Raw genomic sequence first — 22816 nt, forward strand, 5'->3', positions numbered from 1 at the left:
ACCAAGATATGCCGGACACATTGCGCCTGATCGAGAACGCGGAACTGGTGCTGGGCGACCGCGTGGTGCGCGGCTGGCTGGCCGTCGAGAACGGCGTGATCGCCGAGATCGGAGAGGGCGCGGCGCCCGAGCGGGGCATCGACGCCGGCGGCGACTACCTGATCCCCGGCCTTGTCGAGCTGCACACGGATCATCTGGAAAGCCATTTCCTGCCGCGCCCCAAGGTGCGGTGGAACGCGCTCGGCGCCGTCATGGCCTATGACGCGCAGATCGCCGCATCCGGCATCACCACGGTGTTCGATTCGCTGCGAGCCGGATCGGATCTCGACGGCGGCGGTCTCGGAGCCGATCTGATGGACCTCGGAAAGGCCCTGCAGCAGGCGCGGGAATCAGGCCTGATGCGTGCCGAGCACCTGACTCATCTGCGCTGCGAAGTGCCGTCGCCCGATGTGGTGGAGGCCATCAACGGTTTCGCGGAGCGCTTCCCGATCAGCCTGATGTCGCTGATGGACCACACGCCGGGCCAGCGCCAGTTCCGGGATATCGACAAATACCTGATCTACTACACCGGCAAGACCGGGCGTTCGGTCGAGGAGTTCCGCGCGCAGATGGAACGTCGGGTCGGGGAAAATGCCGCTCACAGCGAGCGCAATCGTCCGGAGGTCATCGCCTTCGCGGAAGCGCGCGGCATTCCGCTTGCCAGCCATGACGACACCACGCCTGACGAAGTGGCGATGTCGGTCAGGGAGGGTGTGGCGCTTGCCGAGTTCCCGACCACGATGGAAGCGGCGCTTGCGCTGCGAGGCCATGGCATTGCCGTGATGATGGGCGCGCCGAACATCATGCGTGGCGGCTCGCATTCGGGCAATCTGGCCGCGCTCGATCTCGCGGCCCATGACGGTCTCGACATCCTCTCGTCCGACTACGTGCCCGGCAGCCTGCTGATGGCCGCTTTCGCATTGCCGCGCATGGCCGGCATTCCGCTGGCGGACGCCATCCGCAAGGTGACGCGCACGCCCGCTTTGGCGACCGGCCTTTCCGATCGCGGAGAGATCGCGCCCGGCCTTCGCGCCGATCTTGTGCGGGTTGCGGCCATCGGCGACATGCCGGTCGTGCGAAGGGTGTGGCGCGGCGGGGAGCGGGTCTCCTGATGCCGGAGCACACGGGGATCGGCGGCTTCGTGCTGGTTGGCGGTCCAAGCGGCGCGGGCAAGGACAGCCTGATTGACTTCGCGCGCAGCGCATTGGCCCGCGATCCGCGCTTCGTGTTTCCCGAGCGCGTGGTGACGCGGCCAAGCTCCGCCTACGAACAGCACCAGACCATGGATGAGGCCTCCTTCGCGGAAGCCGAGCGTTCCGGCGCGTTCGCCGTAAGCTGGCGTGCCCATGGCTTGGGCTATGCCTTGCCCCGCAGCGTTCTGGACGCGGCGCACCGGGGATCCGTGGTGATCTGCAACGTCTCCCGAGGCGTGGTGCCATGGTGCCGCCTCAACTTTCCCGGCGTGCTGGCGGTCGAGATCACCGCGCCGCCCGAGGTGCTTGCGGCTCGCCTGGCCGGTCGAAACCGCGCGGAGGATGGCGATCTCGCGAAGCGGCTCAGCCGGTCTGCCGAGATTTGCAGCGTCAAGGCAGACCGCACCATCGTGAACGATGGCGCTCTGGGGGACGCCGGCCGCGAACTCACCGAAGTGATCACGCAGCACGCAGCGGCACTGAACCAGCTGTCAGTCCCTAACACGCTACATCTGTCAGGTGCGCCATGAACATCGAAGACCAATCGGCCAGCGGGTCGGTTCTGTCCGTCAGCCGCCGCCCCGGCCACAGCTTCAGCAAGGATGTGGAGCCGTCCATCACCCTGCTTGAGGGCCTGGGCGTCGAGGGCGACGGGCATCTCGGCGTCACCGTGCAGCACCGCTCGCGCGTGGCGCGCGATCCGACACAGCCCAATCTGCGGCAGGTTCACCTGATCCACTCAGAACTGTTCGATGAACTGGCGGCCGGAGGCTTCACCGTTCGGGCGGGAGACCTCGGCGAAAACGTGCTGACCCGCGGGATCGCCCTGCTGGACCTGCCTGAGGGCACCCGCCTTCACATCGGACCTGACGCCGTGGTCGAGGTCACCGGGCTGCGCAATCCCTGTTCGCAGATCGACGCGTTCCAGCCCGGCCTGATGTCGGCGCTGCTCGGCCGCGATGCCCAGGGTGGGCTGGTCCGCAAATCGGGGGTCATGTCCGTGGTGGTGAAGGGCGGACGCATCGAGCCGGGCGACGAGATCCGTATCGAGCTTCCGGCAGGACCCCACCGCAAGCTCGACAAGGTCTGAGAGCGCCCGGCCGCCGCTGCTAGATGAAGCGGCGGCGGATCATCTGGCTGACGATGTCCAGCGTGGACACGGCCAGGATCACCATGATCAGGATTGCGCCGGCCTTCTCGTACTGGAACGAGCGCATGACCTCGTTGAAGGTCATGCCGATGCCGCCGCCGCCCACGATGCCGATGACGGTGGCCGAGCGCACATTGCTCTCGAAGCGATAGAGCGTGAACGAGATCCAGAGCGGCAGGACCTGCGGGATCACGCCGAACACGATCTCCTGCAGCTTGGTCGCGCCTGTGCCACGGATCCCCTCGACGGGGCCGTGGTCGATGGCCTCCACGGCCTCCGAGAACAGCTTGGCGATGATGCCTGTGGTGTGCAGGAACAGCGCGAGCACGCCGGCGAACGGCCCGAGGCCCACGGCGGCGATGAAGATCAGCGCGAAGACCAGTTCGTTGATGGCGCGCAGCGCGTCCATCAGCCGCCGGATGGGGATGGTGATCCACGCGGGCGCGATGTTGCTGGCGGAAAGCAGCGCGAAGGGAATGCCGACGATCACGGCGAGCAGGGTGCCCCAGACCGCGATGGCGAGGGTCTCGGCCAGTCCGCGCAGGTAGAAGCGGCCATCTTCGAAGTCCGGCTTCAGGAAGTCCTTGCCGAGCTCGGCCATGTTTCCGGCATCGCGCCAGAGCTGGACCGGAGCCATCTCGGCGCTGTTCCATGCCCAGACGAGAACCGCGACAGCCACACCGGTGAGCGCCGTCCTCACGAGGATCCGGACAGGTGAAATCGGCTCGCGGAAATCAGCGGCGGTGGTCGTCGGCGTGGCGGTGGTCATGCTGTGCTTTCAGGTGGTGCGGGAGAGAGCAGGGGCTCTCTCCCGCGATCCGGCTTACATGTTCGGCGTGCTGGCCATGGCCTTGTCGAGCTCGGCGAGCTTGGCGTCGATCTCGGCGATCTTCTTTGCCTTCTCGTCGGCAGCCATCTTGTCGTCGTTCTGCATCTTGGTCTTCGACTTGAAGAGCTCGAGCTGGCGGATCGGGTAGAGCTGCGCGTTGGAGGACGGCGCAAACACGCCCCAGCCGTCGGACGTGGTCTTCAGGATGTCGCGGGCGCGGGTGACTTCCTCGGGCGTGCCGAGGCGGCCATAGCCGAGGAAGAAGGCGAGAACCTTTGCCTTCATCTCGGGCGCGAGGTCAGAACGCCACACCAGCGGATCCGAAGGGATGAGCGGCGAACGCCACACTTCCTTGATCTTGGCGCGCGCTTCCGGACGGGTGATCTGGAGGCGGTCCATGCTCTCGGTGTTGTTGGTGGCGATGTCGACCTGGTTGTTGGCGGCCGCCATGGCATTGCCTTCGTGATTGCCGGTCACGACGCGCTTGTAGCAATTGTTCGGGTCAACATTGTTGAGCGCGAACACGTAGTAGCTCGGCACAAGGTTGCCGGAGGTGGAGTTCACGTCGCCGTTGCCGAAGTTGTATCCCTTCGAGCAATCCAGCACGTCCTTCAGATCGTTGATGTCGGAACGATCCTTGTTGGTGATGATGAGCGGGTAATAGCCCTTGGTGCCGTCCGGCTTCGTGGTCTGCGCGAACACTTCGCCGCTGGCGCGGTCGACGGCTTCCATGGCCGACTTGTTGCCGTACCAGGCCAGATCGACCTTCTTGAAGCGCATGGCTTCAATGACGCCGGCATAATCCTGCGCGAAGAACGCCTTGACCGGAACGCCGACGGCCTTTTCGAGGTCCTTCAGCATCGGCTCGAAGCTCTTCGACAGGGCCGCCGAGGACTCCGTGGAAATGATGCCGAAGTTCAGCTGCTTGGGTGCTTCCTGGGCGCTGGCGCCGCCGGCCAGCATGAGCGCGGCGAACGCGCCTACGACGAACGTCTTCATGGTCTCTCTCCTAGATTTGCCGTGTCAGGACGCGCGGGCGATGTCTTCAGCCGCGCGGATGCGCTGGACGTCGAGGATGCCCCCCTCAAAGTCCGTCCCCGGGCCCGACTGGCCCGGCAGGATCAGTTCTTCGGCGCTGGCGCCGTAAAGTTCGGTCAGGAAGGACGGCGTCAGCCGGTCGGCCGGTCCGTCGAAGACCACCGTGCCCTGTCGCATCGCGATGACGCGGTCGAAATAGGCGCGCGCGTAATCCACCTGATGCAGGGAGACGAGGAGCGTGATGCCCTTCTTGCGGTTCAGTTCGGCAAGGAGGTCCATGACCCGCTTGGCGGATTTGGGATCGAGCGAGGCGATCGGCTCGTCCGCGACGATGATCTCGGCTTGCTGGACGAGGGCGCGGGCGATGGCGGCGCGCTGCTGCTGGCCGCCGGAAAGCTGCTCCGCCCGCTTCTTCGCGTGTTCGGAGATGCCGACTTCAGCCAGGGCAATGCGGGCGTTGTGCCGGTCTTCCTTGCTGAACAGGCCGAGCAGGCCGCGCAGCGAGGAGTGGCGGCCAAGCGAGCCGATCAGGACGTTGGTGGTCACCGAGAGCCGGTTCACCAGATTGAACTTCTGGAAGATGAGCCCGACCCGCCGGCGCACCATCCGCACATCGGATGCGAGACGGCCATTGGCCTGGACGAGCTCGCCGAAGATGCGAACTTCGCCGACGTCGCGGTCCGCTTCCAGAAGGCCGGAAGCCATGCGGATGAGCGTGGACTTGCCGGAGCCCGATGCTCCGATCAATGCGACCCGTTCACCGGCTGCGATGCTGATGGAGACGGCGTTGACCGCCGTGACGGCGCCGTAGCTCTTGGACAGATTGCGGACGGAGAGTGCGGGTGACGTTGCGTTCATGCCGCTTGCCCTAGCGGCCGTGGATGACGCACGGATGACGTGTTACCGGCCCGCCGTCACGCTAGGATCAAGCCATGAGCGAGAATGCAGAGCCCAAGCTGTCGGCACCCTTCGGGGCGTCCACCAAGTGGCGGATGGACATCAGGCAGTGGCGCGTCCTGTTGATGCCGGCCGTCGCCGTTGCAGCCTTCGTGCTGCTGGAGTGGCTCAGCTTCATGCACGAGCACAAGGGGGTGCCGGTTACCCCCTGGAATCCGGGGCTGGGCTTCCTGTTCGCGCTGATGCTGGTGCGCGGCCCCGGCTATGCGGGGGTTCTGTTCTGCGGCGTCATCCTGGCCGAACTCGTGGTGCTTCAGACGCGGCTGTCCTGGCCGCTGATCCTTGGCATCGCCTTGATCATCTCAGCGGTCTATGGCGGCACGGCCTATCTCGCCCGCCGTTATGGCCGCCTCGAACTGGGCATGAACCGGCTTTCCCACATCATTGTCGTTCTCGGTGCCGGTGCCGCCGGAGCAATGCTTGCCACGGTCATGTTGCCGCTTCTCCTCGTGCTCGATGTCGACTTCGGCTGGCAGGATGTCCGCTTCGCGTTTTTGCCGCTGTTCCTGGGAGACGTCATCGGCATCGCGGTGATATCGCCGCTGCTTCTGCGCCTCATCGGGGTCAGGGACACCACCGTGCCTGGCCTGCTGCGCCGGCCCGAGGTCCTGCTCCACGCTTTGCTGGTAATGGCCGGCATGGCGATCATCGCGGGCATCGGGCTCGAAGCGGGCATCCGCCACTTCTATCTGCTGTTCGTGCCCGTCATCCTGTCCGGTGTCCGCTTCGGCATCGACGGCGCATGCCTCTCCCTTGCCTTCACGCAGTTCGCCCTTGTCGGTCTCCTTCGTGCGCATGGATCGGACACGGCGGTTTTCACCGAGTTCCAGACCCTGATGTTCGTGCTGAGCGGGACCGGATTGACCGTCGGCGCCGTTGTCAGCGAACGCCAGAACGCGAACGCGCGGGCCCGTGCCGCCGAGGCAAGGCTGAGAGACATGGAGGCCAAGGCGGCTCAGGCTGATCGCTTTCATCTGGTCAGCGGAATGGCCTCCGCTCTCGCCCACGAGATCAACCAGCCCATGACAGCCGCGCGCGCTCTGGCGCGTTCTGCCCAGCACATCCTCGATGCCGGAGATCCGGACCTCAAGCGTGCCCGCGTCAATCTGGCGAAGGTCATGGCGCAGATCGACCACGCCAGTTCCGTGCTTCGACGCATGCGGGACTTCCTGAGGCGCGGGCAGCCGCATCGCAGCAAGGTCGAAGTGCGGCCGATGATCGCGGATGCCCTGCTGCTGGTGGAGGCGGAAGCCCGTGCCAAGCACATCAGCCTGCGCTTGAGAGTGCCCGAAAATCTACCCGAGATACGGGCCGACCGCGTGCAGTTGCAGCAGGTCGTCCTCAATCTCGTGCGCAATGCCATCGACTCCATCTCGGAGGCGGAACAGCGCAAAGGACAGGTCGATATCTCGGCATTCTATCAGGCCGAGCCTGAGCGGATCGAGATTTCGGTTGCGGACAACGGACCGGGCCTCGGCCCTGATTTTGCCGAAAGAGTGTTCGAACCTTTGATGACATCGAAGCACGGAGGTCTTGGATTGGGGCTGCCGATATGTGTATCCATAGTGGAGTCCCACGGCGGCAAGGTCTGGCTGCATTCAGGCAGGTCCGGTGCCACTGAATTTCGTTTCTCAATTCCTCTGAACACTAGCGCGGCCAACTGACATGTCTCCCTCGACCATTTTTGTAGTTGACGATCAAGAGGCCGTGCGTGCTGCACTTGCGGAGATGCTCAGCGTCTTCGGCTTCCACGTGGAGACCCACGCATCCGGCCGTTCGTTTCTGGACGCCTACACCCAGGGCCGGCGCGGATGCGTGGTGGCCGACGTCCGGATGCCGGAGATGGACGGCATCGAGCTTGTTCGGGAGTGCGTGCGACGCGGCATCCGCCTGCCCATCATCCTCATTTCCGGCCATGCGGACGTTCCCATGGCCGTGGATGGCATCAAGGCAGGAGCGGAAGACTTCATCGAGAAGCCCGTGGACGATGTGCAACTGGTCGCCGCCATCAACAGGGGCATCGAACGGGCCCTGGCGCAGCAGGACGCGGAAAGCTCGCGCGAGAAGCTGGCTATCCAGTTCAACCGCCTGACCAAAAGGCAGGCCGAGATCTTCGACCTGGTGGCTGCGGGTCACACAAGCCAGGCCATCGCGGCGCAACTCGACATTTCTTCCCGAACCGTCGAAAGCTATCGCGCGGTCATCATGGAGAAGATGCAGGCCGAGAGCGTGGCTGTCCTTGTTCGGCAGGCCGTGAGACTAGGGCGCATCGCACTGTAAATCTACGGCAGTGTTGCTGCGAATACCGCGACGGTAGTTATCCCGGTACTCTCTTGAGGAATGCAAACGGTTCCGTTTGCTCGTCCGAAAGGGAGTAACGCCGTGGCACAGGGTACCGGGGGTCGTTGGCCTTCTTTTGCACCCTTCCGGGCGGCAGGCTGGCAGGCGCAGACGGCCGTTATGGCTGGCGCAGCCCTGGCCGCCTTTGGCGCACTCGTTCTCATACTTCCCACGCCTTTGGTTCTGCCGGCCTTCGCCGCAGTCGCTTTTGGCGTGGGGCTCGCTGTGGCCGCCTGGGGCTGGTTCTCCGGTGCGCAGCAGCAGGGCAATCGCATCACGTGCTGGGATGTTGCCAGCACGTGCGTCTTCATCGGCTTTGCGGCGGGCGTCCTGAGTGAGCCCGGCCAAGTGGCACAGTTATCGCCTCTGCTGTCTGCGAATTAGAGGCTTAATAGGACCAGGCCGGGCCCCGCTGGCAGCTTAAGGGCTGCGATGTCGGACTGGAATTCTCAAGGGACGTTGGCTGGCAGCCACGGACCCGCACGGCATGCCGTGTGGTGAGAACGACCAGTTCGCCCTTCCGGGGGACGATGACGGCCGTCGGCTGCCCGCCCGTGTCCCTTCAACGCTGAAGGGAACTAGGGGTATGGCGGAATTTTTTACAGCCGAGGCGCTGACCGCGCTGATGCAGGTCATCATGATCGACCTCGTGCTGGCGGGCGATAATGCGGTCGTTATCGGCTTGGCGGCCGCGGGGCTGCCCAAGGAACAGCGCAACAAGGTCATCCTCGTCGGCATCGGCGCCGCGACGGTCCTGCGCATCATCTTCGCTCTGTTGACGACCCAGTTGCTGGCGATCGTCGGTCTGCTCTTCGCCGGTGGCGTGCTGCTGCTGTGGGTCAGCTGGAAGATGTGGCGCGAACTGCGCACGCCGCACTCGCATGAGCACGAGGCGGCCGAGAACGTCGACGACGCGACATACGACACGGACGGCAAGGTCGCTTCGAGTGGACGCGCGCCTACCAAGACCTTCAAGCAGGCCACGATCCAGATCATCGTCGCCGACGTCTCGATGTCGCTCGACAACGTGCTCGCCGTCGCCGGTGCGGCACGCGAGCATCCGGAGATCCTGATCTTCGGCCTCGTCCTGTCGATCGCCTTGATGGGCCTCGCGGCCTCGTTCATCGCCAACCTGCTGCAGAAGCACCGCTGGATTGCCTATGTCGGTCTGGCCGTCATCCTCTACGTCGCGCTCGACATGATGTGGCGCGGCTGGCAGGAGATCTCGCCCTATGTCATGGGCGCCGCCTGATCTCCTAGATCAGCATTGAACTTAAGCAGGGCGGGGTGGCGAAATTCGTCACCTCGCCACATTGTTTTCGGAGTTAGCGCGTCCATCCGCATATCTTCTGTCCACGGGGCGCGATGACTTCCTTCCGAAAACTGATGCTCGCGCCACTTGCCGGGCTCCTCCTGCTCGTCTTCTCCGGGGTCTACGGGGTGGCGCAGGAAGAACAGAACCGCCAGCTCGACGCGACCAAGGCAACGCTCGATGCGATAGAAGTGGAGCTTGCCAAGCCTGACCTCGACGATGGCGCGCTTGGTGAACTGGTCACCCGGATCAACGAGGCCAGAAGCGGCATCGGGGACGTTCAGGGCTCGCTGACGCCCCAGCAGCAGGCGATCAACACCCGGATAAGCCAGCTGGGAGAGAAGCCTGCAGAGGGCGCACCCCCGGAAAGTCCCGAGATCACGCAGGAACGCGATGCGCAGCTGGCCACACGCCAGCCCATCGACGAAGCGCTTAAGCGCGCCGGCCTGCTTCTTGTCCAGTCCGATCAGGCGCTGGAGCGCGCCACCGCGAAGCGACGAGACCTTTTCGCCAGCCGCGTCCTGAACCGCTCCTACTCACTTCTTTCCCCCCAATTGTGGACGGCCGTTGCCAGCGAGGCGCCACGCCGTTGGGCGGCTTCACAGGCTCTGCTCAACCAGTTCGCCAATCAGTTCACGGGCAAGCTGAGCCCTCAGACCGGCGCCATTCTCGCCGGCGCGATCCTGCTTGCCATCGTCATCGCGTGGCCTCTGCGGGTAGCGGTGCAGCGCCTCGCGCGCCGTTACGTGTTCGCGCAGGACACGGGACCGGGCGTCAAGAGATCGGCGGTGGCATTGCTGCTGGTGATCATCATCACCGCCGCGCCCCTGGCCGCAGCCTTCATCGTATTCCAGGGCCTTGTCGGGCCCGGACTGGTTCCGAACCGCCTCATCCCCTTCATGACCAGGCTGGTCATCCTGACCGGTGTGCTGGGGCTCATCGCGGGCCTCACCCATGCCGTGCTGGCGCCCGGCCGGCCATCCTGGCGGCTGACCGACCTGAGCAATGCCGCAGCGGAAAGGCTGAGGCCCTATCCGCTGTGGATCGGCACGATCTATGTCCTGACACGGGCCGTGAGGGCTTTCCTCGACTCCACCGGCGTCGGGCTCGCTCCCACAGTCGCGATCGATGGCATCTCCGCGCTGCTGGTGGCTGCGGCATTCGCGGCCGCCCTCCGCCCGTCGCTCTATGCCGCCGAAACGGCCGATGCGCCGCGTCCTGAGCAGGACGCGGGCTGGGGCAGGGGCGTGGTCCGGGTGGTGGCCTGGATCCTGATCGGTGCGGTGCTGGTCTGCCTTGTCGCCGGCTATGTCTCTCTGGCCTTCTTCCTGGCGCAGCAGATGATCTGGCTCAGCATCATCGGCGCCATGTTCTACATGCTGAACCAGCTCGTCGACGGGCTGTGCGCCGGCTCGGCCAGCGCCATCGGGCGGTTCGCGCAGGGTACGATCGGGTTGCGCGACCAGAGTTTCGACCAGCTCTGCGCCATCTTCTCCGGCGTCATGCGCCTGCTGCTGATCACGCTTGCCCTCTTCATGGCGGCCGCACCTTGGGGCGTTCAGTCGGGCGATGCGGTAGGCTGGTTCCGCCGCGCCTTGTCGGGTTTCCAGCTCGGCAGCCTGTCGGTTTCTCCTGCGGCCATCCTGGGCGCCTTGGTGTTTCTCATCGGCGGGGTGCTCCTGACCCGGGGCGTGCAAAGATGGCTGGAGAAAAGCTACCTTCCGCACACCCGGTTGGACGAGGGCCTCAAGAACTCGATCCGGACCGCGACCGGCTATGCCGGTGTGCTGGCCGCCGTCGCCGTGGCGGTGTCGTCGGTGGGCTTCGGCCTCGAAAAGCTGGCTATCGTGGCCGGTGCCCTTTCGGTCGGTATCGGCTTCGGCCTGCAGTCCGTGGTCTCGAACTTCGTCTCCGGCCTCATCCTCCTTGCCGAACGGCCGGTGAAGGTGGGCGATTGGGTGAGCATCGGTTCGCAGGAGGGCAATGTCCGGCGCATCAGCGTGCGCTCCACCTTAATCGAGCAGTTCGACCGCTCGACGGTGATCGTGCCGAATTCCGACCTGATCACGAAGCCGGTGCTGAACCGCACACACCAGAATCCGTTGGGCCGGGTGCAACTCAATCTTGGCACCGGCTTCGCCGCAGGTGTTCAGGAGGTGCGCAGCATCCTGCTGGAGGTGGTGACCTCGCACAGGGCGGTGCTGTCGAGCCCCGCGCCGATCATCCAGATCGTGTCCACGACCGATTCCGGCGTCCAGTGGCAGGTCTTCTGCTACGTCGCCTCTCCGAGACAGGTGGCCTCCACGAAAGGTGACCTGTATTTGGACATTCTTACGCAATTGCAGGCTAAGGGTCTGAACATCACGGCTTCACCGTGAGCGCTACAGGATCGTCCATCGTGTCACACAAGTTGCCGTCCCGGATCTTCTCCCACGCCGCGGCAGGGCTGCTGGCGGCGGCTCTGCTGTCCGGATGTGCCGGTGCGCCGCCGGCCTATATCCCGCCTCAGGAGCCGGCAATGTATCGCAGCCTGGTGCCGCCGGGCGCGCAGGTCGATGGAGAGACCACGGCCGAGATGGTCTCGGGCTTCCGCCGCAACAATGGTCTGGGACCGGTGACGCTGGATCCCGCATTGAGCCGGATCGCGCTCGAGCATTCCCGGGCGATGGCGCGCAAGGGCCAGGTCAGCCACAATTCGGGCGACGGCCCGCTGGACGCACGTGCCCGTTCGCAGGGCTACCGCTACACACGCATCGCGGAGAACGTGGCCGGCGGTTACCACACGCTCGCGGAGGCCTTCTCGGGTTGGCGGGAGTCGTCGGGCCACCGCAAGAACATGCTGATGCCCTCGGCGACCCGTATCGGCATCGCCGTCGCTCAGGCTCCCGGGCATAAATACAAGGTGTTCTGGACCATGGTGGTGGCGGAGCCTGACACGGGCACGGGCGGCCCAGCCGTATGGGGTGCGCCGCCGCCGGCCGGCGTCGCGGCCCTGCTCCCGTCACGGTGACTCGCCTTAGGCCTGAGGGCGCGTTAAAAACCACCCGTCCTCGGTACTGAAAGGTCGGACAGACTTCATGATGACCCGTTCGTTGCGTCTGATGCTTTGCGTGCTGCTTGCCGCGATGGGCCCGGCAAGCTTGGCAGCCGCGAAGCCGGCGCTCGTCATTGATGCAGATAGTGGACGCGTCCTGTATGCGCAGGAGGCGACGCATCGCTGGTTTCCCGCATCGCTGACCAAGCTGATGACGACCTATGTCGTGCTGAACGCGGTCAAGCAGGGCCGCATCAGCCTCGACACGCCTCTGGTTTACACGCAGCGCGCGCAGGAAGAGCAGCCCAGCAAGATGGGCTTCCCGGTCGGCACCGTCATCACGGTCGAGAACGCGCTGAAGCTTCTGATCGTGAAGTCCGCCAACGATCTGGCCGTGACCCTTGCCGAAGGCGTGGGTGGTAATGTCGAGACCTTCGTGACGGAAATGAACGCCGTCGCCCGGCAGCTCGGCATGCGCGAGAGCAATTTCACAAATCCCAACGGCTGGTACGATCCGCTCCAGGTCACGAGCGCACGCGACATGGCCATCCTGGCGCGGGCGATCTACCGCGACTATCCACAATCGGCCATGCTCTACAAGGCAACCGGCGTCCAACTCGGCAAGCGCCTGATCCGCGGGCACAACAGCCTGCTGGGCCGCTTCGAGGGCGCCGACGGCATGAAGACAGGCTTCACCTGTCCGTCCGGGTTCAACCTCGTGGCATCGGCGCAGCGCGGTCAGCGCCGCCTCATCGCGGTTGTCATGGGCGAGGCGAACGCCAAGGAGCGCACCCAGCACGCGGCTCAGATGCTGGAGGCCGGCTTCGGCAGCTGGACATTCTGGCGGACCGGACAGGAGGTCCAAACGCTCGCGAGCGTGGCGTCCGAAGCGCCGAACATGCGGGCGGAAATCTGCGAGAAGAAGAAGGTTGCTCCCGAGGCTGTCGGTGAAGTCGCCGACAATGGCGAGGGCGATCTGGTCGGTGCCGGGCCCGGCGCGCTGAAGGCGGGCCTGACGATGAGCTATACGGGCGATGCCCAACGTCCACTGCTGCTGGAAAAGCCGGAGCCCGGTCCGGTGCTGCAGGGCTTCCTCGGTCCCAATCCGAACGGACCTCCTGAGTTCATCGCGTTGGCCGAGCGCCTTGCGCCGCCCGCACCCGTGATCGAGAAGACAGCTTCCGGATCCGATGTTCCGATGCCGCGGCCCCGCCCAGCCAAACTGACGAAGTGAACGCCGGCACGCTGCGCGGAGCCATTCCGCTCACCGTCCTCACGGGCTTTCTGGGAGCAGGCAAGACCACGCTGCTGAACAGGCTTCTGAAGGAGCCGGCCCTTCAGCGCAGCCTCGTGCTGGTCAACGAGTTGGGCGAGATCGGAATCGACGATCATCTGCTCGCCGAAAGCGTGGACGGGGATGTCGTGACCTTGGCGGGCGGCTGCCTCTGCTGCGCGGTGCGCAGCGATCTGGTGGACACCCTGGCCGACCTCGTGATGCGGCGCGACGAGGGTTCCATCGCCAGTTTCGACCGCGTGATCCTCGAGACCACCGGCCTCGCCGACCCCGTGCCAGTGCTGCACGCGCTTCAGGCCCATCCCCTGGTTCAGATGCGCTACGTGCTCGACGGCGTGGTGACGGTTGTGGACGCCATGACCGGGCGACGCTCGCTGGCCGAACACGAAGAGGCGCGGCGTCAGGTTGCCGTGGCAGATCGCATCGTTCTGACGAAGACGGACATGGACGAGCATGGCGAGGCCGGACGTGCCACCCGCGACGGAATCCGGGCGCTCGCGCCTCTCGTTCCGGTGCTGGACATGGCCCGTGATGGTGCTTCCGCTTCGCAGCTTTTCGGCGTCGCGCCGTGGGGCGAAAACGTGAGGGCCTCGAATCTGGGCGAGTGGCTCGGAAGCGCACGTTCTTCTGAGGTCCCAGCCGGGCACGAGGGCGACATCCGCTCCGCCGTGCTGTGGAGCGAGGCACAGCTGCCGCCTCAGGCCTTCGGCATGTTCGTCGATCTTCTGCGCGCGGAGTTCGGTCCGCGCATCCTGCGGCTCAAGGGGCTGGTCTGCACGACGGACGATCCGGATCGCCCCGTGGTCATCCATGGCGTGCAGCACATCTTCCACCCGCCGCGCAGGCTGCCCGCCTGGCCGGACGAGGATCGGCGCACCCGCATCGTCCTGATCGGCAAGGATCTGGACGGCGAAGCGGTGATCCGGCTCTACGAGGCCTTCGCCGACGCCGCCGCGATGCCGTCCGTCGACCCGTTGCTGGCGCCACACCTTTCTTAATCCCGGGCGTGTAAGCACGCAGGAAACAGGGACAGTGCGTGGGCCAGCCCGATCATACCCGAACCGTCACGGGGGCACGCCTGCGTGCCTTGTTCTCCGGAGACGGACATCTCGCCGTCGCCCGCCGCATGGCGTCCACCACCTTTCTCCTGCGTGCGGGGAATGCCGGTCTCGCCCTTGTGCTGCAGGTCTTGCTGGCCCGCTGGATGGGGGCTCATCAGTACGGTCTCTACGCCTATGCCTGGGTGTGGGTGTTGCTTGGCGGAGGTCTGGCCGGTGTCGGGCTGTCGGCCGCGGCGCAGCGGCTGATCCCCGAATATAAGGACAGGGGACAGGACGGGCACCTGCTGGGCTTTGCGCGCGGCGGCGCGGCTTTGGCCATCCTCATCTCTGCCATGGTCAGCCTTGCCGCCGCGTTTCTGGTGGAGCGTCACGCAGGGCCGGAACTGAGGCTTCCTTTGCTGCTGGCCTGCGCCTGCATCCCCGTCTTCGTCGCCATCGATTTCCAGGAGGGGATCGCCCGCGCCCATCACTGGGCAGGGTTGGCCTACGTGCCTGCGTATCTGGCACAGCCGCTCCTGATCCTGCTGGTCGCGAGTGGGCTCGCCGCTGCCGGCTGGATGCTGGACGCCGCGGTCCTGCTCGGCTTGAGCTTCGCGTCGCTTCTTCTGTGCTGGCTGGTGCAGTGGATCCTGCTGCGCGGCAGGCTGCGTTCGCGGGGAGTTGTCCGAAGCTTCGAGCCAGCGGCGTGGCTCTCCATGGCCTGGCCGCTCCTCCTCATGAACGGCTTCTACCTTCTGCTGACCTATGTCGACGTGCTGGTGATGGAGCGCTTCGTCCCGGCCTCTGAGATCGCGCGCTACTTCGCGGCTGCCAAGCTGATGTCGGTCATGTCCTTCATCATGTTTGCCGTGCAGGCCGCGAGCGCTGCGCGCTTCGCCGAATATCATGTGCAGGGAGACAGAGAGCGCCTTTCGGCTTTCGCACGCACCTGCCGGCGATGGACGCTGTGGCCTTCGCTTGCCGTGGCACTGGGACTGCTGGCCGCAGGTTGGCCCTTGCTGTGGCTGTTCGGCCCGGACTTCACATCCGCCTTCTACCTCCTCCCGCTGATCGCGGCCGGTCTGCTGGCGCGGGCGGCGGCTGGTCCGGTGGAGCCCTTGCTCGCAATGGCCGGACAGCAGAAAGCCGCGGCGGCCATTGCAGCACTCGCCTTGCTGCTCAACCTGGTGATGAACCTGCTGCTCGTGCCGCGCTATGGCGCCGGAGGGGCGGTTGTCGCGACGAGCCTCACTTTGGCGCTGCAATCGGGGGCGCTGGTGGCGCTGGTCCGCCGCCGCCTGGGCATTGCGCTGGTCTAGAAGTCGGAAAAGTCCTGACCATAGCGGGCCACATTCCGCATATAGCCCTCCGCCGTCCGCAGGCAGCGGGCGATCTCCTCGTCCGTCAGGTCACGGACCCGCTTGGCCGGCGAACCTAGGATCAGCGATCCGTCCGGGAAGACTGCGTTCTGCGTGAGCAGCGCATTGGCTCCGACAAGGCAATTGCGTCCCACCACGCAGCCGTTGAGCACCGTCGCGCCCATGCCGATGAGCGAGCCCTCGCCGACGGTGCAGCCGTGCAGAATGGCCCGGTGTCCAACGGAGACATGCTTCCCCAATGTCAGCGGGAATCCGGGATCGACGTGCAGCACGCAGCCGTCCTGGACATTGGAGCCGGAGCCGATGTCGATCAGTTCGCAGTCGCCGCGCAGCACGGCGCCGAACCAGACGGTCGCGCCCTCGCCAAGCCGCACATTCCCGATGATCCGGGCGTCAGGTGCGATCCAGTAGTTTCCAATCGATGGCAGGTCGGGCGCAAGCGCGCCGAGGCGATGAAGGGGCATGGCCCGCCTTTACCAGATTGCGCATCGCCGCGCATCCGCCGCACACTACGGGCATGAACCACGGAGGAGGCGGCATGCCGGAAAAAGGCTCAGGCGAACCCGAGGTACTTGGCTTTCCCGTAGACGGTGCTTTCCCCAACAATGGCAGCCTGCCGGTCCTCATCTATCGGAAGGCCGTGCAGAGAGACGGCGCGGCCGACGCCCTCGAACAGCTGTTCGCCGCAAACGGTTGGACGAACAACTGGCGCAACGGGCTCTACGATTTCGACCACTTCCACTCGAACGCGCATGAAGTGCTTGGGATTGCGAAGGGACACGTCACGGCCGTGCTGGGCGGACCGAACGGCTCGTCGATCAGCCTCTCTGAGGGCGATGTCGTCATGCTTCCCGCGGGAACGGCCCATCGGAAAGAGGAGGGCAGCACAGACCTACAGATCGTCGGCGCCTATTGGGACGGCCGCGAACCCGACCTTCGCCGCGGAGAAGAATCCGAAGAGCTTCAGGTGAGGGACAATCTAGGTGCGCTGCCGCCACCCGAACGTGATCCGGTGAACGGCCGGACTCTCTAGGTCGGTTTAGGAGTTACGGCCGGTGGCGCGGAAGGCGTTGTCGATGCGGTTCATCGAGAGGCTGTCCGCTTTGGGCGCGGCGGCAGAACCGCGCTGCGAGGCAGGGCTGCGGTAGACGACGCGACCCTGCTCGTCGAGCAACAGGATGGACGCATCCCCATCGCCCAGCACCTGCACCTGGCGCACAGTGACGGGCGCGGGAAGCAGGTTGCGGTCCACGCGCACCGGCGTTGCCGCGACCACGAGGTCGCCCTTGGCCGCCTTGTTCGAGATGAACGTCTCGGTGCCCGGGGCGTACCCTGCATTCGCCACGGCAGGAGCGGGAGACAGGGCGAAGCTGGCGCCCACGCCGACGAAGATGCCGATGCCAAGTCCTGCGAGAATGTCGATCGTGCGTGCCATGTTGAACCCCGAACCCCGCCGTGTGTCAGCCCGTTTGGGGTAAGAACGCGCGAATTCGCAAAACGGCGACGCTGGCAAGAGAATTTTTAGCGGCGCACCCAATTTTCCAGGAATGCGAGCACCGACTCCGGCGGAACGTCACCCGCGATGAAGCTCTGGCCGATCCCGCGGACAAGGATGAAGGTCAGCTTGCCCGCCTTCACCTTCTTGTCCTGCCCCATCAGGTCCAGCAGGTGAGCCGCGCTGCCGATTTCGCCGGGGATCTCGGAGACGCGGGTGGGCAGGCCCACCGCGCGAAGATGCGACTCCACGCGTTCGGCATCACCGGTCGAGCAATGTCCCAGCTCCGCCGAGAACCGGAAGGCAGCCGCCATGCCGATGGCGACCCCTTCACCGTGCACCAGCCGCGTGCCGTCGTAATCGACTGCAGCCTCGAGAGCGTGGCCGAAGGTGTGGCCGAGGTTCAGAAGCGCCCGTTCGCCGGTCTCCGTCTCATCCCGCGCAACGATCGCTGCCTTGGCGGCGCAACCGGTTGCAATGGCGCTCATTCGCGCCGTGCCTCCGAGGAAGACGTTCTCCCAATCGCGTTCGAGCGTGTCGAAGAAATCGGCATCGCCGAGCAGGCCGTATTTCACCACTTCGGCGTAGCCGGCCCTGAACTCGCGCGGCGACAGGGTATCCAGCACGCTGCTGTCGGCCAGCACCAGGCTCGGCTGGTGGAAGGCGCCGATCAGGTTCTTGCCGGCACGCATATTGATGCCGGTCTTGCCGCCGACGGATGAATCGACCTGCGCCAGAAGACTGGTCGGCACCTGAAGCACGCGGACGCCGCGCCTGAGGATGGCCGCCGCAAAGCCGGCGAGGTCGCCTATGACGCCCCCGCCAAGGGCAACGACGAGATCGCCGCGCTCGATCCGGGCTTCGAGCAGCTTTGCGCAAACCTCTTCCAGATGACGGAAGCTCTTCGTCGCCTCGCCCGGGGGCAGCACGATCTCCGAGATGCCGACGCCCGCTTCCGCCAAGCTGCGGCGCAGGGTGTCGAGGTGAAGGGCCGCGACATTGGCGTCCGTCACCACGGCCACCTTGCGCGCGCCGAGCTCGGCTGCTGCCGGCCCGACGGACGGCAGCAGGTTGTGGCCGATGCGGATTTCATAGGACCGCTCGCCCAGTTCCACGGGCACGCGGATCACACGGTCTTTCACGGCTTCGGTCATGGCGTCCCAGGAGGCGGTAGGAAATGGTCGAGTGCCCGCAGCGTCTCCGAAACCATGGTTTCCTGCGGCACCTCGCGGGAGAACACGGTGATGTCGGCTTCTGCGTAGAAGGGTTCGCGAACCTTCAGCAGGCCGCGCAAGGTAGCGTCGGGATCGCCGGTCTTCAGCAGAGGGCGGTTGCCGCGCTTGCGGACACGGCGGAGCAGCACGTCGGCATCGGCCTTCAGCCAGACGGAAATGCCGCAGCGGCGCACATGCTCCCGGGTTTCGGGGTTCATCCACGCGCCGCCGCCCGTCGCGATGACGCTGCCGCCTTCATCCAGCAGACGGCTGAGGACGCGCGTCTCGCCGGCGCGGAAGTAGGCTTCCCCATGCCGCGCGAAAATCTCGGGAATCGACATGCCCGCCGCCTGTTCGATCTCCGTGTCGGCGTCGAGGAACGGAAGGTCCAGCACCTTTCCGAGCCGCCGCCCCACCGAAGACTTGCCTGCGCCCATCATGCCGATCAGCACCACGGATCGGGTGCCAAGCCGCGCGCGCACGCCGGCCGCCAACCGCACCTGCGGGTCGTCGGGGGGCAGTGGCTGCTGGGATGATGCGTCCGTCATAATGCAGCGCTTGGTTTTCACGAAAGCGTGGGGCATGCAAGTGCGCTGCACGTTGCGCAGAGGCATGCAGCATAAGCTATCATCACGCCTGATTCCGCGCCGAGGTGAACCATGCCCAGCACGTTCCGGCTGCTGCGCAGGCTGGCAGTCATCCTTTCCTGCACCTTCCTGCTGATCTGGGCATTGGCCACCTTCGTGGAGCCGCAGCCGCGCGAGATGGTGGTGACCGTGCCCATCGATGCCGAGCGCTAGGATGCTGTCGTGACGCCATCCAGGCTTCTGGACAGCTTCCTCGAGATGCTGTCCGCCGAACGTGGTGCCGCCGCCAACACGCTCGACGCGTACCGCCGCGACATCGAGGACTACACCGAATTTCTCGGTACGCAGGGATGCGATGCCCTGACGTCGCGGCCCGAGAACATCCGTGCCTGGCTTGCGGACCTTTCCGCCCGGGGGTTCCGGACGTCGACGGCGGCCCGCCGCCTGTCGGCTGCGCGGCAGTTCCACCGCTTCCTCTATACGGAGGGGCTGCGCGGGGATGACCCCGGAGCCTCGTTGACCGGCCCGAAGCGGGGCAGGGCGCTGCCGAAGATTCTCTCGATCGAGGAGGTCGACCGGCTGCTGTCCTCGGCGGGAGAGGGCGCGGACGATCCCGAACGGCCGCTGCGGGAGCGATTCCGTGCCGCGCGCATGCTGGCGCTCCTGGAAATGGTCTATTCGAGCGGAATGAGGGTGTCGGAGCTTGTCAGCCTGCCGCGCAGCGCGGCGCGCGCGGGAACCCGCGTGTTGACGGTTCGCGGCAAGGGCGGCAAGGAAAGGCTGGTGCCGCTCACCGGGGCGGCCCAGCGCGCTGCGGCCGCATATGTGGATCTTCTCGTTGCCATGACCGAGACCGCCGAGAGCCCGTTCCTCTTCCCCTCGCTCAGCGAGGCCGGCCACATCACCCGGCAGGCTTTCGCCCGCGACCTCAAGGACGTGGCCCTGCGTGCCGGCCTGAACCCTGCGCGTGTAAGCCCACACGTACTGCGGCATGCCTTCGCCAGCCACCTGCTGCAAAACGGCGCGGACCTGCGCTCGATCCAGCAATTGCTCGGCCATGCGGACGTCGCAACCACCCAGATCTACACGCATGTCCTCGACGAGCGGGTCTCTGCAATGGTGCGGGACCTTCACCCACTCGCCGATCCCAAGAGCACTGCAAAGCCTTGACTTGCGGGGCTGCTCCCATCAGGTTGCCGGCCGCTCGGGGGAGCGTCCGTGACTACGGACAAGGAGATGCGGTAAACGCACCGAATGCGCAGCTATCTCGACTTCGAAAAGCACATCGCCGAGCTCGACGGCAAGATCGACGAGCTCCAGGCCCTCGGGACGACCGGCGAAGCCGTCGAGATCGAGGACGAGGTCGGCCGCCTGCGCCGCAAGGCGCATGATGCCATCGTCGAGCTCTACGAGAAGCTGACGCCCTGGCAGAAGACCCTTGTGGCGCGGCATCCCAGCCGCCCGCACTTCTGCGACTACATTTCCGAACTGTTCACCGAATTCGACGAGCTGGCGGGCGACCGCAAGTTCGGAGATGACGCCGCCATCGTCGGCGGCTTCGCCCGCTTCCGGGGCGAGCCCGTCCTCGTCATGGGCCATGAGCGGGGCTCCGACACCGAGAGCCGCCTGAAGCACAATTTCGGCATGGCCCGGCCGGAAGGCTACCGCAAGGCCGTGCGCCTGATGGAGCTGGCGAACCGCTTCGGCCTGCCCATCATCACGCTGGTGGATACAGCCGGCGCCTATCCCGGCATTGGCGCCGAGGAGCGCGGACAGGCGGAGGCCATTGCGCGTTCCACCGAGGCCTGCCTCAACCTCACCGTGCCGAATGTCTCCATCATCATCGGCGAAGGCGGCTCCGGCGGGGCCATCGCCATCGCCACGGCCAACAATGTCCAGATGCTGGAGCACTCGGTCTACAGCGTGATTTCGCCGGAAGGCGCGGCCTCCATCCTCTGGCGCGACTCGGCGCGCGCGGCGGATGCGGCCACCAACCTGAAGATCACGGCACAGGATCTGCTGCGCCTCGGCATCATCGACGGCGTCATCACGGAGCCCCTCGGCGGCGCCCATCGTGCTCCGGACGTCGCCGTGCAGTCGGTCGGCGAAGCGATCCAGAACGCCCTTGGCGACCTTTCTGGCATGGATGGCACCGCAATCCGCCAGCACCGCCGGGACAAGTTCCTGGCCATCGGGCGCTCCATCCCGACCTGATTGTGGTTGCGGTAACGTCTTCGTAAGGCTAAGCGTCTTTAAGTCGGGGGACGAGGCCGAACTGCGGCCGGATGATGGATTCTGGTATCTATCCCATGACGAAGCGCCCGCTCAGCCTGTTTGTCGTTCTTGGAGTTGCGGCGCTGGCGCTCGCCGGCTGCAAGACGGACACGGCCGCGGTTCCCGGCAAGGAAGCAAAGCCGATCCCGCCCAAGGTGGCGGCGCTGATGGCCGAGAAGGGCATGCGCAAGGAGGATCCCATCCTCGTGCGCATCTACAAGGAAGACTCCCAGCTCGAAGTCTGGAAGAAGCGTCAGACGGACGGCCGCTACGCGCTGCTGAAGACCTATGAGATCTGCCGCTGGTCGGGTGATCTGGGGCCGAAGAAGACGGAAGGCGACAAGCAGGCGCCGGAGGGCTTCTACACGGTGTCCGCCGGGCAGATGAATCCGCGCTCCGCCTATTACCTGTCGTTCGACATGGGCTTCCCGAACTCCTACGACCGCAGCCTCGGACGCACGGGCAAGCACCTGATGGTGCATGGCGACTGCCTTTCGGCCGGCTGCTATGCCATGACCGATCCTCAGATCGCCGAAGTCTACGCGCTGGCTCGCGAAGCCTTCCGTGGCGGGCAGAGGTCTTTCCAGGTGCAGGCCATGCCGTTCCGCATGACCGCCGAGAACCTGGCGCGCCGCCGCAACAACCCCAACCTCGCCTTCTGGAAGAACCTGAAGCAGGGCTCCGATCATTTCGAGGCCACGAAGCAGGAGCCGAAGGTCGCGGTTTGCGGCAAGAAGTATGTGTTCGACGCCAAGGCCACGGGCGGCGCCTTCGACCCCAGCATGGCCTGCCCGACCTTCGAGATCGAGCCGTCCGTCGCGCTGGCGGTGGCCCCGAAGATGGAGCGCGACGAGCAGAAATACGCGCAGCTGGTGGCCGGCAATGTCGAACTTGCGGCAGCTTACGTCCCGCAGAACGGCCGCATCCGGCGTTCGCTGGACGAACCGGCTGCCCCGATGACCATGTTGGCTGCTGCGCAGCCCGAGCAGGCCCCGCCTGTCAGCGCGCGTCCGCAGCCGACCATGGCTCTCGCGATGGCCGACACGTCGAGCGCTCCGGCACCGATCTCGTCGCCTTTCGTGCCGTCGCGTCCGGCGTCGCAAGTGCCTGAACAACTGCTCTCGCCGCCCTCGCGCAATCCGCTGGCTTGGTTCGGCGGCGGTAAGCCTAAGGAACTGGAGACCGCGGCAACGCCCGTCCAGACCGCCACGGCGGAGACCCCGCGCGCTGCAACGCCGACATCCCAGCCGGTGGCACCTGCCGGCCCTGTGCTCGGCGCAGAAGCTCCGATGACGGCGTCGCTTGGCGCGCCGGGCGGATCCGACTACCGCTCGATCTACCGACAGGTGGTCGGGCTCGGCAGCGATCGCCGTGATGCGGCATCCAGCGCGGAGCGCCGTCCGGCGGCATCCTCTTATGCACGTTCGGCTCAGCGTCCGGCGACGCCGCGACCCGCTGCGGCGCCTTCGGCTGTAGCCTCTGCACCGGCTGCCAGCGTGCCCTTGCCGGTTCCTGAGCCGACAGCCGCGGCCCCCGCCCGAACCGCTTCGGCAACGCCCAATCTGCCGAGCTTCAACACGGGCATGATGTCCGCACCGATACTCAGTCCTGGCACGTTTACGCGCTGACACGATCATCCCA

23 protein-coding genes are annotated in these 22816 nt (G+C 65.7%); 16 read left to right on the top strand and 7 right to left on the bottom strand.

Annotated elements, in window-relative coordinates; genetic code table 11:
• Nucleotides 1–8 precede the first annotated feature (8 nt).
• Genes SCD90_RS10425 through SCD90_RS10435 form a run of 3 tightly spaced genes read left to right on the top strand, consistent with a single transcriptional unit; the run spans nt 9 to nt 2322 of the window.
• The gene (locus SCD90_RS10425; protein WP_319844614.1) at nt 9–1151 is read left to right on the top strand and encodes an alpha-D-ribose 1-methylphosphonate 5-triphosphate diphosphatase; all 1143 of its coding nucleotides are present in this window, start codon (nt 9–11) and stop codon (nt 1149–1151) included.
• Complete coding sequence (phnN, locus tag SCD90_RS10430; RefSeq protein WP_319844615.1) at nt 1151–1762, top strand: phosphonate metabolism protein/1,5-bisphosphokinase (PRPP-forming) PhnN; 612 nt, start codon at nt 1151–1153, stop codon at nt 1760–1762. The genes SCD90_RS10425 and phnN overlap by 1 nt, the downstream gene beginning before the upstream one ends.
• Nucleotides 1759–2322: an MOSC domain-containing protein gene (locus SCD90_RS10435; protein ID WP_319844616.1), complete on the top strand. Its 564-nt coding sequence runs from the start codon at nt 1759–1761 to the stop codon at nt 2320–2322. The genes phnN and SCD90_RS10435 overlap by 4 nt, the downstream gene beginning before the upstream one ends.
• Nucleotides 2323–2341: 19 nt before the next feature.
• On the opposite strand, the gene phnE is transcribed toward SCD90_RS10435, so the two are convergent.
• Genes phnE through phnC form a run of 3 tightly spaced genes read right to left on the bottom strand, consistent with a single transcriptional unit; the run spans nt 2342 to nt 5107 of the window.
• On the bottom strand, nt 2342–3151 hold the full coding sequence (gene phnE, locus SCD90_RS10440; protein WP_319844617.1) for a phosphonate ABC transporter, permease protein PhnE: 810 nt from the start codon (nt 3149–3151) through the stop codon (nt 2342–2344).
• Nucleotides 3152–3205: 54 nt separating this feature from the next.
• Nucleotides 3206–4210, bottom strand: a complete 1005-nt coding sequence (gene phnD, locus SCD90_RS10445; protein ID WP_319844618.1) for a phosphonate ABC transporter substrate-binding protein — start codon at nt 4208–4210, stop codon at nt 3206–3208.
• A gap of 24 nt (nt 4211–4234) precedes the next feature.
• Nucleotides 4235–5107 (bottom strand): phosphonate ABC transporter ATP-binding protein, encoded by an 873-nt coding sequence (gene phnC, locus SCD90_RS10450; RefSeq protein ID WP_319844619.1) that lies wholly within the window; start codon nt 5105–5107, stop codon nt 4235–4237.
• 74 nt (nt 5108–5181) lie between these two features.
• On the opposite strand from phnC, the gene SCD90_RS10455 reads away from it, so the two are divergent.
• The 8 genes from SCD90_RS10455 (at nt 5182) to SCD90_RS10490 (ending at nt 15545) form a co-directional block, all read left to right on the top strand.
• Complete coding sequence (locus tag SCD90_RS10455; protein ID WP_319844620.1) at nt 5182–6870, top strand: sensor histidine kinase; 1689 nt, start codon at nt 5182–5184, stop codon at nt 6868–6870.
• 1 nt (nt 6871) lies between these two features.
• Nucleotides 6872–7486 carry a response regulator transcription factor gene (locus SCD90_RS10460; protein WP_319844621.1) on the top strand — a complete coding sequence of 205 codons (615 nt, stop codon included), beginning with the start codon at nt 6872–6874 and terminating at the stop codon, nt 7484–7486.
• Between the two features lie 646 nt (nt 7487–8132).
• Nucleotides 8133–8798 carry a TerC family protein gene (locus SCD90_RS10465; protein ID WP_319844622.1) on the top strand — a complete coding sequence of 222 codons (666 nt, stop codon included), beginning with the start codon at nt 8133–8135 and terminating at the stop codon, nt 8796–8798.
• A gap of 134 nt (nt 8799–8932) precedes the next feature.
• Entirely contained in the window at nt 8933–11236 is a 2304-nt protein-coding gene (locus SCD90_RS10470) for a DUF3772 domain-containing protein (protein ID WP_319844623.1), read from the top strand.
• A gap of 20 nt (nt 11237–11256) precedes the next feature.
• Nucleotides 11257–11868 carry a CAP domain-containing protein gene (locus SCD90_RS10475; RefSeq protein ID WP_319844624.1) on the top strand — a complete coding sequence of 204 codons (612 nt, stop codon included), beginning with the start codon at nt 11257–11259 and terminating at the stop codon, nt 11866–11868.
• A gap of 67 nt (nt 11869–11935) precedes the next feature.
• Nucleotides 11936–13126 carry a D-alanyl-D-alanine carboxypeptidase family protein gene (locus SCD90_RS10480; protein WP_319844625.1) on the top strand — a complete coding sequence of 397 codons (1191 nt, stop codon included), beginning with the start codon at nt 11936–11938 and terminating at the stop codon, nt 13124–13126.
• Nucleotides 13123–14184: a CobW family GTP-binding protein gene (locus SCD90_RS10485; protein ID WP_319844626.1), complete on the top strand. Its 1062-nt coding sequence runs from the start codon at nt 13123–13125 to the stop codon at nt 14182–14184. The genes SCD90_RS10480 and SCD90_RS10485 overlap by 4 nt, the downstream gene beginning before the upstream one ends.
• Nucleotides 14185–14222: 38 nt before the next feature.
• Nucleotides 14223–15545: a lipopolysaccharide biosynthesis protein gene (locus tag SCD90_RS10490; protein WP_319844627.1), complete on the top strand. Its 1323-nt coding sequence runs from the start codon at nt 14223–14225 to the stop codon at nt 15543–15545.
• Here SCD90_RS10490 and SCD90_RS10495 read toward each other — a convergent pair.
• Nucleotides 15542–16069, bottom strand: coding sequence for a gamma carbonic anhydrase family protein (locus tag SCD90_RS10495; protein WP_319844628.1), 528 nt, complete (start codon nt 16067–16069; stop codon nt 15542–15544). The genes SCD90_RS10490 and SCD90_RS10495 overlap by 4 nt on opposite strands.
• A gap of 74 nt (nt 16070–16143) precedes the next feature.
• Between SCD90_RS10495 and SCD90_RS10500 the strand changes: the two genes are divergently transcribed.
• Nucleotides 16144–16638: a cupin gene (locus SCD90_RS10500; protein WP_319844629.1), complete on the top strand. Its 495-nt coding sequence runs from the start codon at nt 16144–16146 to the stop codon at nt 16636–16638.
• Between the two features lie 6 nt (nt 16639–16644).
• Here the strand turns inward: SCD90_RS10500 and SCD90_RS10505 are convergent, their stop codons facing one another.
• The 3 genes from SCD90_RS10505 to SCD90_RS10515 form a co-directional block, all read right to left on the bottom strand.
• Complete coding sequence (locus tag SCD90_RS10505; protein WP_319844630.1) at nt 16645–17040, bottom strand: hypothetical protein; 396 nt, start codon at nt 17038–17040, stop codon at nt 16645–16647.
• A gap of 86 nt (nt 17041–17126) precedes the next feature.
• Nucleotides 17127–18254, bottom strand: a complete 1128-nt coding sequence (gene aroB, locus SCD90_RS10510) for a 3-dehydroquinate synthase (protein ID WP_319844631.1) — start codon at nt 18252–18254, stop codon at nt 17127–17129.
• Entirely contained in the window at nt 18251–18862 is a 612-nt protein-coding gene (locus tag SCD90_RS10515; RefSeq protein WP_319844632.1) for a shikimate kinase, read from the bottom strand. The genes aroB and SCD90_RS10515 overlap by 4 nt, the downstream gene beginning before the upstream one ends.
• Nucleotides 18863–18973: 111 nt before the next feature.
• Between SCD90_RS10515 and SCD90_RS10520 the strand changes: the two genes are divergently transcribed.
• From SCD90_RS10520 to SCD90_RS10535, 4 genes are all read left to right on the top strand, one after another.
• Entirely contained in the window at nt 18974–19114 is a 141-nt protein-coding gene (locus tag SCD90_RS10520; RefSeq protein ID WP_319844633.1) for a histidine kinase, read from the top strand.
• Nucleotides 19115–19123: 9 nt separating this feature from the next.
• On the top strand, nt 19124–20071 hold the full coding sequence (locus tag SCD90_RS10525; RefSeq protein WP_319844634.1) for a site-specific tyrosine recombinase XerD: 948 nt from the start codon (nt 19124–19126) through the stop codon (nt 20069–20071).
• Between the two features lie 84 nt (nt 20072–20155).
• Nucleotides 20156–21115: an acetyl-CoA carboxylase carboxyltransferase subunit alpha gene (locus tag SCD90_RS10530; RefSeq protein WP_319844635.1), complete on the top strand. Its 960-nt coding sequence runs from the start codon at nt 20156–20158 to the stop codon at nt 21113–21115.
• Nucleotides 21116–21210: 95 nt separating this feature from the next.
• A complete protein-coding gene (locus SCD90_RS10535; RefSeq protein WP_319844636.1) occupies nt 21211–22803 on the top strand; it encodes a L,D-transpeptidase family protein in 1593 nt (530 codons plus the stop codon).
• The last annotated feature ends 13 nt before the right edge of the window (nt 22804–22816 follow it).

The organism is Terrihabitans rhizophilus (assembly GCF_033898525.1).
Taxonomy (GTDB): Bacteria; Pseudomonadota; Alphaproteobacteria; order Rhizobiales; family Methylopilaceae; genus Flaviflagellibacter; species Flaviflagellibacter rhizophilus.